This is a genomic window from Rhizobium sp. O111 (assembly GCF_055616315.1).
The window spans coordinates 1,224,544-1,242,054 of sequence record NZ_JBSHXL010000001.1 but is presented as its reverse complement, the minus strand read 5'-3'; the positions used below and the strand labels follow the sequence as shown (position 1 = coordinate 1,242,054).

16 protein-coding genes and 1 tRNA gene are annotated in these 17,511 nt (G+C 59.7%); 9 read left to right on the top strand and 8 right to left on the bottom strand.

The genetic code is table 11. The features are described 5' to 3' along the window. Positions 1-86 precede the first annotated feature (86 nt). Complete coding sequence (locus tag ACVTFQ_RS06385; protein ID WP_111561347.1) at positions 87-701, top strand: FMN-dependent NADH-azoreductase; 615 nt, start codon at positions 87-89, stop codon at positions 699-701. A gap of 69 nt (positions 702-770) precedes the next feature. Here ACVTFQ_RS06385 and ACVTFQ_RS06380 read toward each other — a convergent pair whose 3' ends face one another. The 3 genes from ACVTFQ_RS06380 to ilvA all read right to left on the bottom strand — a co-directional run bounded on the left by ACVTFQ_RS06380 (position 771) and on the right by ilvA (position 3,927). Next, positions 771-1,991 (bottom strand): GGDEF domain-containing protein, encoded by a 1,221-nt coding sequence (locus tag ACVTFQ_RS06380; RefSeq protein WP_409527900.1) that lies wholly within the window; start codon positions 1,989-1,991, stop codon positions 771-773. Positions 1,992-2,285: 294 nt separating this feature from the next. Further along, positions 2,286-2,615: an HlyU family transcriptional regulator gene (locus ACVTFQ_RS06375; RefSeq protein ID WP_111561346.1), complete on the bottom strand. Its 330-nt coding sequence runs from the start codon at positions 2,613-2,615 to the stop codon at positions 2,286-2,288. Positions 2,616-2,676: 61 nt separating this feature from the next. Then, on the bottom strand, positions 2,677-3,927 hold the full coding sequence (gene ilvA / locus ACVTFQ_RS06370; RefSeq protein WP_111561345.1) for a threonine ammonia-lyase: 1,251 nt from the start codon (positions 3,925-3,927) through the stop codon (positions 2,677-2,679). Between the two features lie 197 nt (positions 3,928-4,124). On the opposite strand from ilvA, the gene ACVTFQ_RS06365 reads away from it, so the two are divergent. Together ACVTFQ_RS06365 and ACVTFQ_RS06360 are read left to right on the top strand one after the other, a co-directional pair. Further along, the gene (locus tag ACVTFQ_RS06365; protein WP_111561344.1) at positions 4,125-4,481 is read left to right on the top strand and encodes a VanZ family protein; all 357 of its coding nucleotides are present in this window, start codon (positions 4,125-4,127) and stop codon (positions 4,479-4,481) included. Between the two features lie 62 nt (positions 4,482-4,543). Then, a tRNA-Leu gene (locus ACVTFQ_RS06360) sits at positions 4,544-4,629 on the top strand. A 39-nt stretch (positions 4,630-4,668) separates the two neighbouring features. Here the strand turns inward: ACVTFQ_RS06360 and ACVTFQ_RS06355 are convergent. The 3 genes from ACVTFQ_RS06355 to wrbA form a co-directional block, all read right to left on the bottom strand. Continuing rightward, complete coding sequence (locus ACVTFQ_RS06355) at positions 4,669-5,811, bottom strand: acyltransferase family protein (protein WP_162718181.1); 1,143 nt, start codon at positions 5,809-5,811, stop codon at positions 4,669-4,671. A gap of 97 nt (positions 5,812-5,908) precedes the next feature. Further along, on the bottom strand, positions 5,909-6,712 hold the full coding sequence (locus ACVTFQ_RS06350) for a DUF4886 domain-containing protein (RefSeq protein WP_111561342.1): 804 nt from the start codon (positions 6,710-6,712) through the stop codon (positions 5,909-5,911). A 617-nt stretch (positions 6,713-7,329) separates the two neighbouring features. Beyond that, positions 7,330-7,926, bottom strand: a complete 597-nt coding sequence (wrbA, locus tag ACVTFQ_RS06345) for an NAD(P)H:quinone oxidoreductase type IV (RefSeq protein WP_111561341.1) — start codon at positions 7,924-7,926, stop codon at positions 7,330-7,332. Between the two features lie 295 nt (positions 7,927-8,221). On the opposite strand from wrbA, the gene ACVTFQ_RS06340 reads away from it, so the two are divergent. The 5 genes from ACVTFQ_RS06340 to ACVTFQ_RS06320 all read left to right on the top strand — a co-directional run bounded on the left by ACVTFQ_RS06340 (position 8,222) and on the right by ACVTFQ_RS06320 (position 15,824). Beyond that, the gene (locus tag ACVTFQ_RS06340; protein WP_111561340.1) at positions 8,222-8,995 is read left to right on the top strand and encodes a competence/damage-inducible protein A; all 774 of its coding nucleotides are present in this window, start codon (positions 8,222-8,224) and stop codon (positions 8,993-8,995) included. 107 nt (positions 8,996-9,102) lie between these two features. Then, complete coding sequence (locus ACVTFQ_RS06335) at positions 9,103-9,945, top strand: universal stress protein (protein ID WP_111561339.1); 843 nt, start codon at positions 9,103-9,105, stop codon at positions 9,943-9,945. A 191-nt stretch (positions 9,946-10,136) separates the two neighbouring features. Further along, a complete protein-coding gene (gpt, locus tag ACVTFQ_RS06330) occupies positions 10,137-10,634 on the top strand; it encodes a xanthine phosphoribosyltransferase (RefSeq protein WP_111561338.1) in 498 nt (165 codons plus the stop codon). 187 nt (positions 10,635-10,821) lie between these two features. Then, positions 10,822-11,409 (top strand): hypothetical protein, encoded by a 588-nt coding sequence (locus ACVTFQ_RS06325; RefSeq protein ID WP_111561337.1) that lies wholly within the window; start codon positions 10,822-10,824, stop codon positions 11,407-11,409. A gap of 593 nt (positions 11,410-12,002) precedes the next feature. Further along, positions 12,003-15,824 (top strand): vitamin B12-dependent ribonucleotide reductase, encoded by a 3,822-nt coding sequence (locus ACVTFQ_RS06320; protein WP_470423737.1) that lies wholly within the window; start codon positions 12,003-12,005, stop codon positions 15,822-15,824. Between the two features lie 83 nt (positions 15,825-15,907). Here ACVTFQ_RS06320 and ACVTFQ_RS06315 read toward each other — a convergent pair whose 3' ends face one another. Then, the gene (locus ACVTFQ_RS06315; protein ID WP_112436889.1) at positions 15,908-16,393 is read right to left on the bottom strand and encodes a BON domain-containing protein; all 486 of its coding nucleotides are present in this window, start codon (positions 16,391-16,393) and stop codon (positions 15,908-15,910) included. Between the two features lie 100 nt (positions 16,394-16,493). After that, positions 16,494-16,670 carry a hypothetical protein gene (locus ACVTFQ_RS06310; RefSeq protein ID WP_181459196.1) on the bottom strand — a complete coding sequence of 59 codons (177 nt, stop codon included), beginning with the start codon at positions 16,668-16,670 and terminating at the stop codon, positions 16,494-16,496. A gap of 500 nt (positions 16,671-17,170) precedes the next feature. Between ACVTFQ_RS06310 and ACVTFQ_RS06305 the strand changes: the two genes are divergently transcribed. Beyond that, the gene (locus ACVTFQ_RS06305; RefSeq protein WP_018900140.1) at positions 17,171-17,497 is read left to right on the top strand and encodes a hypothetical protein; all 327 of its coding nucleotides are present in this window, start codon (positions 17,171-17,173) and stop codon (positions 17,495-17,497) included. The last annotated feature ends 14 nt before the right edge of the window (positions 17,498-17,511 follow it).

Sequence of the window (17,511 nt, the reverse complement as noted above, 5' to 3'; positions counted from 1 at the left end):
CCGCTAGACCTATTTCTTCACTCGAAGACGCGGTTCGACCTTCCCCCGATCGCGCCGAAAACGCAAAGATCAAAGGATTATCAATCATGTCGTCCATTCTGCTCTTGACCTCCAGCCCGCGTGCTGAGTCGCTTTCGACCGATATCGCTGTAGACCTCGCTGGCAAGCTCCAGTCGCAGAAGGCCGGCAGCGTCGTCGTTCGCCGTGATCTCGCAGCGAACCCGCTGGCCCATATCAACGACCTCTTCACCGGCGCGATCCGCAAGCCGGCGGACGCCCGCACGGCCGAAGAAAACGAAGCCGCGAAGATCTCCGACGAACTGGTCAACGAGTTGCTCGCAGCAGACACCATCGTCATCGGCACCGGCCTCATCAACTTCAACATCTATTCGTCGCTGAAGAGCTGGATCGACAACGTCGCCCGCGCTGGCATGACGTTCAAGTACACCGAAAACGGCCCGGTTGGCCTTGCCACCGGCAAGAAAGTCTACGTCGTTCTCGCTTCCGGCGGCGTCTACTCGCAGGGTCCGGCCGCCGGCATGAACCATGCCGTGCCTTATCTGAAGACCGTTCTCGGCTTCATGGGCATCACCGACGTCGAGACCATCTATGTCGAAGGCCTGGCCTTTGGTCCTGAAGCAGCCGAGAAGGCTGTCGGCGCTGCCAAGGCGCGCGCTGAAGAGCTCGCGCTCGCTGCCTAATTCAAAGGGTAGTCAGTTCAGGAAGACGGTCGGCTTGCCGGCCGTCTTTTTGTTTGTGGAGACTTACGGTTAGCCGGCAACCGTGAGACCATGGACGCCGGTCTGGCCGAAGACGCAGTTTCGGCCGTTCTTCTTGGCGCAATACAGCCGCTCGTCCGCTGCCGACAGGATCACCGTGAAGGCGTCGCCATCTTCGCTGGCTGTGGCGACGCCGATGCTGATCGTTACCGGCTTGCCATCGGGCGTGGCGACGCTGCTCTCGATCGTCCAGCGCAACCTCTCGGCCAGACGCAAGCCCTCGGCGTGATCGGTCAACGGGCAGATCGCCACGAATTCCTCGCCACCGAAGCGGAAGACCCTGTCGCCGGCGCGCAGGATCGAGCCCAGGCGCGCTGAGATCGCGCGCAGGACATCGTCGCCCTGCAGGTGGCCGAACACGTCGTTGACGTTCTTGAAGTGATCGGCGTCGAGGATCATCACCGTGGCGGATTGCCCCTGGCGCAGCGATTCGCGGATCATGATCGGCGCTTCGAGCTCCATTCGGGTGCGGTCGTAGAGCCCGGTCAGTACATCCCGGCCGGTGCGGCTCAGGAGGTCGTTGTAGCGCTCGCGGAAGGTCAGGTCGCTGAAAATATCGCCGATGGGACGCGCGCTCGATGTTGTCACGGCGCGGCCGATCCATTTCTCGTAGATCGCGAAGAGCACCGTGTAGATGCAGACGGCGAACATCTTCGCCTTCCACCCACCCCAGAACGCGGCAAGCGGGACGCCGACCGAATAGTGCAGCGCGCCGAAGAAGGCGATCTGGTCGAACGTCAAAAGCACGAAGCCGCAGATCATGAAGCGGACAACCGGCCGTTGCCGGAGATAGCGGCCGAGCCGCTCGTAGAGGAGGATGATGCCGATCGCGTCGAGATAGAGTATGGCCGTACCCCCGAGCATCAGCCAGCCCATTTCCTTCAGGAACTCGTCGCTGGGGAGCGCGCCAGATGTCAGCTCCAGCGGCGCGTGCCATTGCACGATCCAGGCGATCGCAACGGTCAAAAGGTTGCCGATGAAGAGCCCGTATATCGGCTGGCGGACGACGGCGGCGTCTTCCTGAAGATAGAGCATCAGGATCATCATCAGCTTGCCGGTGAAAAACACCGATGATCCCGGCGAGACGATGCCGAACGGTAGCTCGACATAAAAGACCGCCGCGAGGTAGGTCTCCATGAAGTGCATGACGCCGAGTGCCGTCAGGAATATGCCGAGGCCGATGCGGGCGCGAAAATGCAGCAGAGTCACCATCAGCGTGAAGTAGCCGATGGCTTCGACAACGAAGAGGATGAGATTGACGTTTGCGATCAACGCCGCGACCTCCCGTCAAGGCGATGCGGCGGCCGCGCCGGCCCAATGACACCACGCCATGCCATCTCGACCGCTCTGTCGGCGAAATTCATCACGGATGTGCGGCGGGCATTCTGATGCACTGGATATTCCTGCGATGTCTGCTGAGCGCAGGATCGCCGCAATGTTTTAAAATAGCATGAGGGAATGGCGGCGCGACCGCTCAACACGCAAGGGCGCGCCAGCCTTCCGTGATCAGACCTGACGAACCTTGGCTCCGTCGCTGAACAAGGATGGTCCGTTCTGATCGATGATCTGCTGCGCCTTGCGCACGGTGCATTCGATCGCATCATCCGTCGACGAAAACATGTCTGCGCGGATGAAATTGCGCACCAGCACCTCGTCGCCAACGGTCTTCTCGATACGGCCGGCCAATCGGTACTGGCCACCTTCCTTCATCGGTTCGGCGTAAATCGTGCAATCGGCATAGGGCTGCGGATCGGAAGCGGCGCTCGAAGACGCAGCGCCCGGCTGCTTCGCGCCGCCCGAGAACATGGAGAAAATGCTGAAAAAAATCGAAGCCATGATACGCCTTTGTCATGAGGGCGGATGCCATCAGGGTTAGATAGGGCCGTTGCCGTAAAAGTTAAATGATGAGGTTCGCGAGGATCTCGTTTTCGGTGATGTCCTCGAAGCTGATACCCGATGCCTCGAACTTCACGAAGAGTGCCGCGAAGTTTTCCGGCGCCTTGGTTTCGATGCCGATCAGGACGGAACCGAAATTGCGGGCGGTCTTCTTCAGATATTCGAAGCGGGCGATATCGTCATCGGGGCCGAGCAGGTTGAGGAAGTCGCGGAGCGCGCCCGGACGCTGCGGAAGGCGGAGAATAAAGTATTTCTTCAGGCCCGCGTACCGCATGGCCCTTTCCTTCACATCCGGAAGCCGCTCGAAATCGAAATTGCCGCCGGAGACGATCGCGACCACCGTCTTGCCGCGGATCGCTTCGGGGTCCATCGTGGCGATTGCGGTCAGCGACAGGGCGCCTGCCGGCTCCAGCACTACGCCCTCGACGTTCAGCATCTCGTTGATCGTCACGCAGATGGCGTTCTCCGGCATCAGCATCACCTGATTGCTCGGGAATTCCTTCAGCGCCGCGAAATTGAGGTCGCCGATGCGGGCGACGGCCGCGCCATCGACGAAGTTGTCGACCTTGGAGAGCGTCACGACCTCACCAGCCTCGATGCTGCGCTTCAGGCTCGGCGCGCCCTGCGGCTCGACGAAGAAGAAGCCCGTGCTCGGCACAGTGTCCTTGAGATAACCGCTGATGCCGGCCGCCAGACCGCCGCCGCCGACAGGCATGACGACGAGATCGGGCACCGTGCCCTCGGGCAGCTGCTGCATGATCTCAGAGGCCACAGTCGACTGGCCCTCGATGATATCCTCATGATCGAAGGGCGGTACCATGACGCCGTCGATCGTCTCGACGTGATCGCGGGCCGCCTTGTAGCACTGGTCGAAGAAGTCGCCCGTCAGCTTGATGGTGATGAATTCGCCACCGAAGATGCGGGTTTTGTCGATCTTCTGCTGCGGTGTCGTCACCGGCATGAAAACCACGCCCGGAACGCCGAAATGGCGGCAGACGAAGGCAAAGCCCTGCGCGTGATTGCCGGCAGACGCGCAAACGAAGGTCTTGCCGGACGCACCTTCCTCGATGCGCTTGCGGAAGAAATTGAAGGCACCACGGATCTTGTAGGAGCGGACGGGCGACAGGTCTTCGCGCTTCAACCAGATGTCGGCGCCATAGCGGGCGGACAAATGCTCGTTGAGTTGCAGCGGCGTTGCCGGAAATAGGCTGCGCAGAGCCTCTTCGGCAGCTTCGACATTCTGTCTGGTCACGGTCTCAGTCCCTTGTTATTGCGCCCCACGCTATGCCATAGGCAGACCCTCGAAAGAAGCCCATTTTCAACCACAACGGTTCGGTAAGGCGCAGTGCCACGCGTTTTGGGAAAAGTACCGAAATGACGTAGGCCGTACCGCCGAGATAACGCAATCGTGCGGTGAAACCGCCCGGTGACATCAATATTGTGAGTTTTATGACAGCAGACAAATTCTCAAAGCCGCTCGCCTGGCTCCTCCTCGCCGCCATCATTTTCGTAACGGTCTCGCCGATCGGCCTTCGTCCTCATACGGTGACTTCAGTCAATATCGACCGGGCACTTGCCTATATGGTCGTAGGCCTCGCCTTCGCCGTGGCTTATCCCAAGCACTGGATGACAGTGGCTTTGCTCCTGATCGCAGGCGCGGTCTTTATCGAATATCTGCAATATCTGTCGCCCACTCGCCACGCACGCTTTCACGACGCCGCAGTAAAAGCCGTGGGCGCAACGGTTGGCGTCGCTATCGGATCGCTGTTCAACAGGGTTCGCGCCGCCAAGGCGAATGCATCTTGACGCCTGCCCCGCGCACGCATGCCCTTGACTGAATCGCCGCAGTCGTTGAATGAGAAGCCTGCGCGGGCGTGGCGAAACTGGTAGACGCAAGAGACTTAAAATCTCTCGGCCTTTGGCTGTGCGGGTTCGATCCCCGCCGCCCGCACCAGGTGCCTGGTATTTACCCATAAATTGATGCGAGGACGGCTCAGGCCGTTTCCGAGGGAAGCGGTTTTCGCAGCCCTCTTATCATCGATGTCATATTGGTGAGGAAGGGTCTGAAGCGCGTCTTCATCTCCGCGATGAGCGCGCAGACAAGCGCCGTGAAGATCACGAGCGGTATGAAGGAACGGATGTCGAGAAGGCCTGCCTGCGCGATGTAGTAGGCCGCGATGACGATCACCGTCTGATGCGCGATATAATAGGTCATGATCGACTTGTTCAGGTACATGATGACCCGGTTCGGCCGGTTGGCGAGCCTGCCCGCGAAGGCAAGCAGCGCAAGCACGGCACTCCATTGGAAGGCCGAGCGGACGACCCTGATCGCGACCACGAGTGCATCCGGCCTCGCCTCCCGTGGTATGAACAGGAATACTGCCGTAAGCGCCGCCAGCGACAGCGTGGCGACGCAGAGGCTCATCCAGCGCTGGCGATCGATCTCCTGCCAGAAGCTTTGCTCGTTGGCGAGCAGCGTGCCCAGCATGAAAATCGAGAAATACACGGCGTGCGCATAGAGATCGGAATTGATGACCAGCGTCTCGCCGAAGACGGGATAGAGACAGAGCCTCAGGATCGACAGAAATGCGATCGGCGCCACGAACAAGCCCCTGCCCCGCAGCCGCGCCGCCAGGGACGCCGATAGGCCGGGCCAGCGCCGCGCGAGCTGCGGCTGGGCAACCGACCAGGCGATGACATAGATCCAGAGATAGGCCAGGAACCACATATGCTCAAGCTGAATCCCGGAGACGACATAGGTCTTCCAGAATTCCCAATAGGAGAGATCGGGCGTGAAGTTGTACGGCGAGACATAGATCTGCGGCGGCACAACCACGAAAACGCCGAATACAAAGGGCAGAAGGAGCTGCCGCGTGCGGGTCGTGCGAATTTCAGCCACGGATCTCTTCTTGAGCAGCGATGCCGTGACCACGCCGGAAATGAAGAATAGCAGGCTCATCCGCCATGGATGCGACCCGATCGTGATCAGATCGATCAGCTTCGTGGTATCCGAAGCGTGGACCCACCAGGTCTTCGCTCCATAGACAAGGCTCGAATGGTAGATGATGAGCGTGCCGAAGCAAAACACACGCAACGCATCAAGATCATGACGTCGTCCATCTGGTCTGTCGCCCACCATATATCCCGCCCTCAGCCCCGGGGACATACAACCATAAGGGAATTTAACAGACGTTAATTTAACCGGCTTGATTGAATATGTTTATCGCAATATTTCAAACCTTGGTGGAATTCGCCAGATAGTCCGACACAGCCTTCCGCAGCATCGCCGCGTCCTCCGAAGACATTTCACTCGGCCGGAACGTCACGTTCAGAACGTCGTTTCCGGAAAAATAGTTGTAGAACATCAGAGCCGAGAGATAGCTGCCATAGATCGAAGGGTGGTTGCAATCATAGTAGAGATTGAAATCCTTCGGCTGGCTCTGAAGCGCTTCCCAAATCATGCCTACATTAACGAGCGCGACGCCGGTCAGCGCGGCGAGACGGGCATGCTGCCGCTGGATGTTGAGGTGCATGTCGGCATAACCCATTGGTGAGTAATCGCCGGCCGTCTTCGGCATGCCGGCATCCTTGATGCACTGATCGGTATAGCGCCAGGTGACGAACATGACCGGCACGTCGCCTTTCGCCTGAACCTCCCGTATCAGGTTCTCGGCATCGTCCCATGCCGGGCCGGATTGCCGCGCGCTATACTGGTCGCTGCTCAGCACCTGCAGCACGACTTGATCCCAGCGTCGGGAAAGGAGCGCCTGGGTTTTTTCACTCTTGATGTGATAGCCGAGGCTGACGCCCGGTTCCGCATCCATCACGATGCGCAGCCTCTTGGAATAGCCGGCGGAATCGGCGATGGCACGCACCATTTGGGGCATATTGTTATAGAAGGTGCGGCTGTTGCCGATGAACAAGGCGGTCTGCTCGGGCCTCTTGTCGAAATAGTCCCGGACGTATTGAACGCCCCCGTTAACGTATCCATTGAACGGCGGGAGGAAAAACATGCAGACGAGCAAGATCGTCAGCAATGCGCTTATTCGTATCAGCCGCAACACCTTGGAATCCCATGCTATTCAACAGGTACTCACATGAATATCAGCAAAGACGTAAAGGATGGGTTGCACGAACAGCGAAGAATCGAAGCATGTACCCGCCAGGCGCAACGAGCCCACGCCGGCATTCAGCCTCGGAGAAGTGGTCAACACCGACCTGAGCACCGCTCGAAGAATAGCCGAAGACAAAACGAGCGGCTGCGATGCATTTATGAGACATCGCTTAATTAATTAGTAATATCTCTTTCTTGCAACGTTAGAATGTGTTTGTATGCCTGCCGTCAGCAAAGCTACGGCTTTAGGGCGTGTATTTGTAAAGCTTGTCTTGTGGTGGGAGTAAGACGATGGTTTACGATTGGGATGGCGCCAGAACACGGCGCCTGAGACTGTTTAGAACAGGCACGGCATTCTTGATCGCACTGGCGGTATTTGGGGTACCGCTGTTCGTTTACACGGCAAAATTCCACGGATTTTACGGCTAGACGATCGCGGAAATCAGCAGCGACGACTTCGATTTTATGACGGCGTTTCGACGCCACACATGAAAAGGCGCGGCCCGAGGCCGCGCCTTCACTGTTTCAAGGTGCCTTGGCTCAGGCGAGCTTTGCCGCAAGCTTGGCGACGTGCGCGCCCTGGAACTTGGCGGCGTCGAGCTCGATTGCCGACGGCTGGCGCGAACCGTCGCCATCGGTGATAGTCGACGCACCGTAGGGCGAGCCGCCCTTGATCTCATCGACGCCCATCTGGCCCTGGAAAGCATAAGGAAGGCCGGCGACGACCATGCCCTGGTGCAGGAAGGTCGGGATGAAGCCGAGGATGGTGGATTCCTGGCCGCCGTGCTGCGTGGCGGACGAGGTGAAGACCGAGCCGATCTTGCCGACCAGCTTGCCGGCAAACCAGAGGCCGCCCGTCTGATCCCAGAAGTTGCGCATCTGCGATGCAACGGTGCCGAAGCGGGTGCCGGCGCCGACGATGATCGCATCGTATTCGGCGAGTTCGTCCACGGTGGCGATCGGTGCCTGCTGGTCAAGCTTGAAATGCGATGCCTTGGCGACTTCTTCCGGCACCAGTTCCGGTACACGCTTGACGGTCACGTCGGCGCCCGCGGATTTCGCGCCTTCGGCTACGGCGTATGCCATCGTCTCGATGTGGCCGTACGACGAATAGTAGAGAACCAGAACCTTAGCCATCTTGGAAGTTTCCTCTTTCTGGGTTGCGGCGGGTGCTGCGCTCGGTGCACCGACCAAAATCCGTTTGATGAATTCGCGTATCATAAAGAATGCCTCGCAACGCTATCGTGCGTATGACCAATAGCTAGCGCATGCACTTGGTGGCGGCCAGCCGCGCTGCGAGAGACGGACTGTTCAATCTTATCGCACGTTTTTGCCTTGCGTTCACATTTCCGTATTGGTGGGCACGGGCTTCCCGTCCGCTCTATTTGGTATAAGCTCGACACCAAAGACTGAGTGAAGACAGAGACCTAACATGACCCAACAGATTGTGACCGCAGCCATTCTGGCAATCGGCGACGAGCTTTTATCCGGCCGCACCAAGGACAAGAACATCGGCCATCTCGCCGATATGCTGCTGCTTGCAGGCATCGACCTCAAGGAAGTTCGCATCGTCGCGGACGAGGAAGACGCGATCGTCGAGGCGCTGAACGCGTTGAGGACGAAATACGACTATGTCTTCACCTCGGGCGGCATCGGGCCGACCCATGACGACATCACGGCCGACGCCGTCTCCAAGGCCTTCGGCGTTGCCTGCCATCATGACGAGAAGGCGATGGCGCTACTCGGCGAAATGTACAAGCGCCGCGAGATGGAGTTCACCGAGGCCCGCCAGCGGATGGCACGCATGCCTGTCGGCGCCACCCACATTCCCAACCCCGTTTCCACCGCGCCCGGTTTCAACATCGGCAACGTCTATGTCATGGCGGGCGTGCCGCAGGTGTTTCAGGCGATGGTCGACGCGGTGATCCCGACGCTCAGAACCGGAACGCCGGTGCTGTCGCTGGCGATCTCGTGCCCTTATGGCGAAGGCGATATCGGCACGCCGCTCGCCGCCATCCAGAAGGCGCATCCGGAAACAAGCATCGGCTCCTATCCGCGCTATGTCGGCCAGAAATTCTCCACCGAGATCGTCGTTCGCGGCCGCTCGCAGGCGGTGATCGATGCCGCCGGCGCGGATGTCGCGGCGATGATCGAAGGCATCCGTCGCGAACGGGATATCCTGGAAAACCATTCGGCGGAGGCCTAATCTCTTTCGAGACCGGCCTATGGGACTTGATCTCGGTCAAGGAAACAAATGGCGGGCAAGCGCATTGCTTCTCTTACGGACTTTTTCATCCGAGCAAGGAGATACACATGTCTTACAAAACCATTCTTGCGATACTCGATACTTCAGACAATTGCGTTGCAGTCGCCGATCTCGCCTTCGCGCTGGCTGCGGAACACGGTGCCCATGTGATCGGACTACATGCGGAAACGATCGCCGTCGTTCCACTCGTGGCGCCGATGGAGATCCCGGATCCCGTGGCCGTGCAGGCGCTGCAGGACATGGCGCACGCCGAACGGGTCAAGATCGAAACGATCGTTCGCCGCAAGGCCGAAGTCGAAGGCGTCTCGTTCGAATGGCGCAGCTTTGCCTCCTCGACGGGCTACGGCTCGGCACCGTTGATCGAGAGCGCCCGCAGCGCCGATCTCTTGATCGCCTCGCAGGCAGATCCGGCACGGCCGTCGGACAGCCACGTCGATGTCGACAACTTCCTGCTCGAAAGCGGACGGCCGGTCTTGATGATCCCCTTCATCATCCGCCAGCCGAAGCCGATCAAGCGGGTGCTCGTCGCCTGGAACGGCTCGAAGGAGGCGGCGCGGGCGACCTTCGACGCCCTGCCCTTCCTGACGGCCGCCGACGAGGTTGAGATCTTCTCCGTCGATCCGGTCGACAACGCGCTGCAATCGGCGGCGGTCGCGGGTGCGGAAATCGCGGCAACGCTCGCCCGTCATGGCGTCAACGTCACCCTCGCGACGGCGACGACCACGGACAAGAGCACCTCGGCCGTTATCGAGAACCGGCTGTCCGACAGCAGTATCGACCTGCTTGTGATGGGCGCCTACACGCATTCGAGGCTCTGGCAGATGATCTTCGGCGGCACGACGAAGACGCTCCTGCATTCCATGACGGCGATGACGCTGCTTTCGCGTTAGCGGGCCGCGATCAGCGGGGGCTTGCGTTTTGCAGCCAAATTCCGCTAATTGCCACGACCGACGACGAGCTCCGGCTTCGGTCCTTCCATCGCGCAGTCTCGGCTGCGCGATTTGCGTTTGACCCGAGTGAACGGAAGAGCGTCCGGCCGCCGGCAAACGGCGTGTCATCATCCATGCCTCGGAGCGAGCCAATGTCCCTTCCCGATAAAGCCTTTCCCGTTTCCTGGGATCAATTTCACCGCGATGCACGCGCGCTGGCCTGGCGTCTTGCCGGCCTGAACCGCGAGTTCAAGGCGATCGTCTGCATCACCCGCGGCGGCCTTGTGCCGGCCGCCATCATTTCGCGCGAACTGAACATCCGCCTGATCGAGACGGTTTGCGTCGCGTCCTACCACGACTACGTGAACCAGGGGGAGATGATGCTCCTCAAGGGGATCGCCGCCGAACTGCTTGAAGATGGCGGTGAAAGCGTGCTTGTCGTCGACGATCTGACGGATACCGGCAAGACGGCTTCCGAAGTCCGCACCCTGCTTCCCAAGGCACACTTCGCCTGCGTCTATGCAAAACCACAGGGTGTGCCTACGATTGATACCTTCGTCACCGAAGTGAGCCAGGACACTTGGATCTACTTCCCGTGGGATATGGGTTTCAGCTATCAGGAACCGATCTCCAAGGGCAGCAAGGGCTGATTTTCCAGGCCCTAGACCGCGCAAAGACAGAAGCAACTTTAAATTGCTCCAATCTTTGTTTACTAACATAATCAAATTCGCTGTCCGCCCCTCGCCGTCCGCCGTATGATCATATGGCATCAGGCGGCAAGGGCGCGGCAGGGTGTTTGGGTAGAGGGCGGTCGCTAAGCGCGACACTGGAACGACGATGCAGCGTTGGCGGTTTATCGGCTTGATCGCGGCTTTCGGGCTGTGCTTGAACGCGCATCCGCGCGCGGTCTTAGCCGAGCCCGCCTATATATCGGTCGTGCGTGAATATGTGGATACGCTCGTCAAGCCGATGATCAACAAGCCGAACGTTCTGGCCGCGATCAAGGCGCAGAACAGGAAGTTCGGCGATATCAGCCCGATGGATATCCAGGTGCTCGACAACAGCTACCGCTCGGAGATCAAGAGCGGGCAATGGCAGATGGTCACCCGCCTCCTCAACAATCCGGTCTCGCGGTACCTCAAAGCCAAGCAGGATGATTCGCAAGGAACGATTGTGGAAATATTCGTGACCGACCGGAACGGACTGAATGTCGCACAGAGCGTGCCCACCAATGACTACTGGCAGGGCGACGAAAACAAGTTCCTGAAGACCTTCGCCAGGGACTCCGACGAGGTCTTCATCGATCGCGCCAGCCGTGACGATGCCACGCAATTGCTGGAAACGCAGGCAAGTTTCACTGTTCGCGATGAGCGTGGAGAGGCGATCGGAAGCGCTACGGTAACCATCGCCATCGACGCACTTTAGCGCCTTGTTTGGCCTTGCGAATCACAAGGCTCATTTGCGCTCGAAAAGCCACCGCCAAATGACAAAATATGGCAAAATTAATCCAGCTTTGGCATTTCTCTTGCGCATCCCGTAGCAAGCCATTGAAATTCTTGCCCAACTGGTTTTTCCCCAGTCTCCACAGGCCACTCCACAATATCTTGTGGTGAACACTTCGTTAAGAACAAGCCCTTGACGGAATCGCCTGTTTTCAACTTAATGAACTTCGATGTTGCGGCGGCAGCTGAACCGGACATGACGAGGCCGGTTCTCACCAGAAATCGAGCATTGAATCAGGGCGTTGATCCATGAGGGGTGAGCCGCCATGAGTATGTTCTGCGCGATTTTTGCCGCCTGAAAAAGCGACATCCGGGGCTGGCGGAAAAAGGCTGTTAATACTATATTTAGTGATTGCAGCCACCATCACCACAAGATACAGGATGACCCATCTCCGGATGACACTCCTGTGACGATACGGAAACGAGAACTGGCTGCGCTCCTTACGGCGCCGCCGGAGGTGGAAACTTGCGCCTTGGTCAACGGGGACGGGGCGCGCGAGCTAGAGGTTAAGGCAAATGCGCATAGAACGCCGATTTACGAAGGCAGATCAGGGCGCTTACGCGGCTATCGAATTCCGCAAGGCAACCAGCGAGATCAAGAACCCTGACGGGTCGATCGTATTCCGCCTCGAGAACATCGATGTTCCCGCGCAGTTTTCGCAGGTTGCGGCCGACATTCTGGCGCAGAAGTATTTCCGCAAGGCCGGCGTCCCTGCCCGCCTCAAGAAGGTGGAGGAAAACGACGTTCCTTCCTTCCTGTGGCGCTCGGTTGCCGATGAGGCCGCTCTGAAGGAACTCCCGAAGGATCAGCAGTACGGTTCTGAAACCGATGCGCGCCAGGTCTTCGACCGTCTGGCCGGCACCTGGACCTACTGGGGCTGGAAGGGTGGCTATTTCTCTTCCGAAGAAGACGCGGCCGCGTTCCGCGACGAACTTGCCTACATGCTCGCGACACAGCGCGTTGCCCCGAACTCGCCGCAGTGGTTCAACACCGGCATGCACTGGGCCTACGGCATCGACGGCCCCGGCCAGGGCCACTTCTATGTGGACCCCTTCACCGGCAAGCTGACGAAGTCGAAGTCTGCCTATGAGCATCCGCAGCCGCATGCCTGCTTCATCCAGTCCGTCGAAGACGATCTGGTCAACGAAGGCGGCATCATGGACCTTTGGGTTCGCGAAGCCCGCCTCTTCAAGTACGGCTCCGGCACCGGCTCCAACTTCTCGCATCTACGCGGCGAAGGCGAACGCCTTTCCGGCGGCGGCCGTTCCTCCGGCCTGATGAGCTTCCTGAAGATCGGCGACCGCGCTGCCGGCGCCATCAAGTCTGGCGGCACGACGCGTCGCGCGGCCAAGATGGTCGTGGTCGACATCGACCATCCGGATATCGAGGAATACATCAACTGGAAGGTCAAGGAAGAGCAGAAGGTTGCTGCCCTCGTCACCGGTTCCAAGATCGTCAATCGCCACCTGAAGGCGATCATGAAGGCTTGCGTCAATTGCGACGGCGACAATGACGATTGCTACGACCCGAACAAGAACCCTGCCCTGAAGCGCGAAGTGCGCGCTGCCAAGAAGGACCAGGTTCCGGAGAACTATATCGGCCGCGTCATCCAGTTCGCTCGCCAGGGCTACAAGGACCTCGAGTTCAAGACCTACGACACCGACTGGGATTCGGAAGCCTACCTCACGGTTTCGGGCCAGAACTCCAACAACTCGGTCTCTATCAAGGACGACTTCCTGCGCGCAGTCGAAAACGACGGCGACTGGAACCTGACCGCCCGCAAGGACGGCAAGGTCATGAAGACGCTGAAGGCACGCGACCTGTGGGAATCGATCTCCTACGCCGCATGGGCCTCGGCCGATCCGGGCCTGCACTTCAACACGACGATGAACGACTGGCACACCAGCCCGGCTGCCGGCCCGATCCGTGCATCCAACCCGTGCTCGGAATACATGTTCCTCGACGACACGGCCTGCAACCTTGCCTCGCTGAACCTCATCCAGTTCAAGGATGCGGCCACCAAGCGCATCAACATCGCTGATTACGAACACGCCGTTCGCCTTTGGACGATCGTGCTTGAAGTCTCCGTGATGATGGCACAGTTCCCGTCGAAGCAGATCGCCGAGCGCTCCTACGAATACCGCACGATCGGCCTCGGCTACGCCAACATCGGCGGCCTGCTGATGTCGTCGGGCATTCCCTATGACAGCGACGAAGCCCGCGCCATCGCAGGCTCGCTGACCGCGATCATGACCGGTATCTCCTACGCCACTTCGGCCGAGATCTCGTCTGAACTCGGACCTTTCCCGATGTTCAAGCCGAACCGCGAAGCCATGCTGCGGGTCATCCGCAACCATCGCCGCGCCGCTTACGGCGAGACGTCGGGCTATGAAGGCCTGTCGATTAACCCGGTCGCGCTCATCCACTCCGAGAACCCGGACCAGGATCTGGCGGCTCACGCCAAGAGCGCCTGGGACAAGGCTCTCGAGCTCGGCGAAAAGCACGGCTACCGCAACGCCCAGGCAACCGTGATTGCGCCGACAGGCACGATCGGCCTCGTCATGGACTGCGACACGACCGGTATCGAGCCTGACTTCGCGCTGGTGAAATTCAAGAAGCTCGCCGGCGGCGGCTACTTCAAGATCATCAACCGTGCCGTTCCGGAGGCGCTCCGCACGCTCGGCTACTCCGAGAGCCAGATCGCCGAGATCGAAGCTTACGCTGTCGGCCACGGCAACCTGAACCAGGCGCCGGCGATCAACCCCGGCTCGCTGAAGGCCAAGGGCTTCACCGACGAGAAGATCGAAGCGCTGAACGGCGCGCTGAAGTCGGCCTTCGACATCAAGTTCGTCTTCAACCAGTGGACGCTCGGCACCGACTTCCTGAAGGGCACGCTTAAGGTTTCCGACGAACAGCTCGGTGACATGGGCTTCAACCTTCTCGAGCACATCGGCTTCTCGAAGAAGGACATCGAGGCTGCCAACGTTCACGTCTGCGGCGCGATGACGCTGGAAGGCGCACCGTTCCTCAAGAACGAGCACCTCGCCGTCTTCGATTGCGCCAATCCGTGCGGCAAGATCGGCAAGCGCTACCTCTCGGTCGACAGCCACATCCGCATGATGGCTGCTGCCCAGCCGTTCATCTCGGGTGCGATCTCCAAGACGATCAACATGCCGAACGACGCGACGGTCGAGGATTGCAAGAGCGCCTACATGCTCTCCTGGAAGCTCGGCCTCAAGGCAAACGCTCTCTACCGCGACGGCTCCAAGCTGTCGCAGCCGCTGAACGCCTCGCTGATCGAAGACGAAAGCGATGAGGACGCACTGGACGATCTGCTGCAGCAGCCGGTCGCCGCCCAGGCCGTCACCATCACCGAAAAGATCATCGAGCGTGTGGTCGAGCGTGTGACCCGCGAACGCGAGAAGCTGCCGAACCGCCGCCAGGGCTACACCCAGAAGGCTGCCGTCGGCGGACACAAGGTGTACCTGCGCACCGGCGAATTCGGTGACGGTCGCCTCGGCGAAATCTTCATCGACATGCACAAGGAAGGTGCCGCCTTCCGTGCGATGATGAACAACTTCGCCATCGCCATCTCGCTCGGTCTGCAGTACGGCGTGCCGCTCGAAGAATATGTGGAGGCCTTCACCTTCACCAAGTTCGAGCCGGCAGGCATGGTCATCGGCAACGACGCAATCAAGAACGCCACGTCGATCCTCGACTACGTGTTCCGCGAACTGGCCGTCTCCTACCTCGGCCGCCACGATCTGGCGCATGTCGATACGTCGGACTTCTCGAACACGGCTCTCGGCAAGGGCATCCAGGAAGGCAAGACGAACCTCGTCTCGACCGGCTGGACCCGCGGCTACAAGCCGACGATCGTTTCGAACAGCGAACGCCAGGCTGCCGGCGAGCCGAAGGGCTCGGCAACTGCCGCCCCTGCCCGCGCCTCGTCCGGTGCAACGGTAACGTCCTTCGCCGGCGCTGCCGCCCGCAAGATCGAGCCGACGACCGCCATCTCGACCTCCGAAATCGTCGCCTTCAAGCGCGATTACGAAGAGCGCGCCAAGGAACTGGCCGAAGAGATCGCCGAGGAAGTGGTCGAAGAGATCGCCAGCGAAGGCCAGCAGCAGGCGACCGCGCTGTTCTCCGACAAGGCCGCGGCCGACGCCGCATCGGCCAAGACGGAAGCCAAGAAGATCGAATCCGAGCGCCGCGCCCGGTCGATCATGCAGGGCTACACCGGCAACATTTGCTCGGAGTGCCAGAACTTCACGATGGTGCGCAACGGCACCTGCGAGAAGTGCGACACTTGCGGCGCGACCAGCGGCTGCAGCTGATCGGCTTTAGAGAACGCTAATTAAAAAGGCCGTCCGCTTATCCAAGCGGGCGGCCTTTTCCGTTGTAGGCAGGGCGCAAATTATCAATGCGCATCGACTCCCGTCGTGTGCAGCCTGTTCCTCACATGGTGGACGCCATCGACAGAGGACGCTGCGAGCTCGACCTTGCGGGCGATGCCGATGGTCTCGACGGAGCCTTCGACCGTGACGACATGGCCGTCGGCGTGGACCTCGATGCTGTCGATATCGACTTCGGGGACGTTCTCGATGTTTTCGGTGACCCGCGCTTCCAGATCGTCGCTGTCATCGCGATCGATCGTGTCGGCGCGGAGCGAATCCTTCAGCCGGTTCTCGTTGCCATCGCGGTCTATGCCGTCGATGCGGAAGCCTGGATTGTCGCTGCTGTCGAAATTGGCGGGCGTTTCGCCATAGGCGCGATTTTCAGGCGCTGCCGACGCGGCGTCCGTTGTGTCGGCATAAGGCCAGCCGTCGTCGATATTGCGCTCTTCGAAATCGCGATAGTCCTCGCTGCGCGACAGCGGCTTCTTTCCATCATCGTTCATGGGCATCGATCTTCTCCTTCAGCGTGTTTTCAAACAACGCCCAAGGGGCCAGATGGTTCGCCATTGATGGCTGGATTAACGCATCGCGCAGCGCTGGAGCGGGCGCTTACCGCGCGCTCTTCGCGTCGGCGACCGCAGGCGCTGCCGACAACGGCACGTCATCGGCCACTTCCTGCGCGACGGCGGAGAGGTCGAGATTGCCCCAGATGGATTTTTCCTTGCTGCGATCGGTACGGCGGGAAGTCTTGATTTCAACAACGAACGGCTTCGATTGAGCGCGCATGTGATTCCTACTGAAAAGCGTTGAACGAATCCATCAACGCAGCGAGCCTATGAAGCGTTCCCTCGCCGCGCAAGCGCATTCGGCTTCGCATCCCCCGACCTAGGCTGCCATATACAGCCTCAAGTCAGCCACGAGCAAAATTCACGCCCATGGCGCGAGCCGATGAGGGCGCTGCTACCGTTTTTTCGTCGCGACTGGCAGCCATGCAAAATTGTTTCAGGAAAATCCTTGAAGGAACAATCAATGTCGACTAGGTAGCACGTCGCCGAACGTAATGGCGTCCCAGCTCAGGCTTCGACGGCGTTCAATCGGCCACCTTTTCCTACTCGTGTAGAGGCACCGGCGGCGGCCCCTGGTCGCTTATCGATCGTTGATCGGCAGCCGGTTTGCAAACAAAATATCAGCGTGCGGATGGCACCTGGACAGCGGAACGGCCGATCAACATCGCTCGCTTCGACGGCTAGGGAGTCGCTGACGCCAAGGAATGAAAAAGACTGCGAATGACCATTAAAGAGCGTTTTCTGAAACAGCAGCATGCCTGGATGATCGGCGCATGCTACTCTCGCAAACACCCCGATTTTCATCGCTACGGCGGCGTCGATGTCGCCGTTTCGCCCCGCTGGAAAGAGTGTCTCGACACGTTCATGAACGACATGATCGACACCCTGCCCCGCAGCCTGTCCGAGCGCCGTTTGGCGCTGCGCAATCCGCGCCGGCCCTTCGAGCCCGGCAATGTCGAGTGGATTTTCGTCAGCAAGCACCGCGGCCTTCGCGCGCCTGACGGCACCCGGCCCGAACTGCCCGAGGCGCGCCTGCGCCGCGCTTGATCCGTTTCGAGCGA

Excerpts from the sequence above, each read along its gene's own strand:
- ACVTFQ_RS06385 (WP_111561347.1), top strand. The coding sequence starts at position 87 with ATGTCGTCCATTCTGCTCTTGACCTCCAGCCCGCGTGCTGAGTCGCTT.
- ACVTFQ_RS06365 (WP_111561344.1), top strand. The coding sequence starts at position 4,125 with ATGACAGCAGACAAATTCTCAAAGCCGCTCGCCTGGCTCCTCCTCGCC.
- ACVTFQ_RS06305 (WP_018900140.1), top strand. The coding sequence starts at position 17,171 with ATGACCATTAAAGAGCGTTTTCTGAAACAGCAGCATGCCTGGATGATC.
- wrbA (WP_111561341.1), bottom strand. The coding sequence starts at position 7,926 with ATGGCTAAGGTTCTGGTTCTCTACTATTCGTCGTACGGCCACATCGAG.
- ACVTFQ_RS06315 (WP_112436889.1), bottom strand. The coding sequence starts at position 16,393 with ATGCCCATGAACGATGATGGAAAGAAGCCGCTGTCGCGCAGCGAGGAC.
- ACVTFQ_RS06335 (WP_111561339.1), top strand. The coding sequence starts at position 9,103 with ATGTCTTACAAAACCATTCTTGCGATACTCGATACTTCAGACAATTGC.
- gpt (WP_111561338.1), top strand. The coding sequence starts at position 10,137 with ATGTCCCTTCCCGATAAAGCCTTTCCCGTTTCCTGGGATCAATTTCAC.
- ACVTFQ_RS06380 (WP_409527900.1), bottom strand. The coding sequence starts at position 1,991 with ATGGTGACTCTGCTGCATTTTCGCGCCCGCATCGGCCTCGGCATATTC.
- ACVTFQ_RS06325 (WP_111561337.1), top strand. The coding sequence starts at position 10,822 with ATGCAGCGTTGGCGGTTTATCGGCTTGATCGCGGCTTTCGGGCTGTGC.
- ACVTFQ_RS06340 (WP_111561340.1), top strand. The coding sequence starts at position 8,222 with ATGACCCAACAGATTGTGACCGCAGCCATTCTGGCAATCGGCGACGAG.
- ACVTFQ_RS06310 (WP_181459196.1), bottom strand. The coding sequence starts at position 16,670 with ATGCGCGCTCAATCGAAGCCGTTCGTTGTTGAAATCAAGACTTCCCGC.
- ACVTFQ_RS06320 (WP_470423737.1), top strand. The coding sequence starts at position 12,003 with ATGCGCATAGAACGCCGATTTACGAAGGCAGATCAGGGCGCTTACGCG.
- ACVTFQ_RS06375 (WP_111561346.1), bottom strand. The coding sequence starts at position 2,615 with ATGGCTTCGATTTTTTTCAGCATTTTCTCCATGTTCTCGGGCGGCGCG.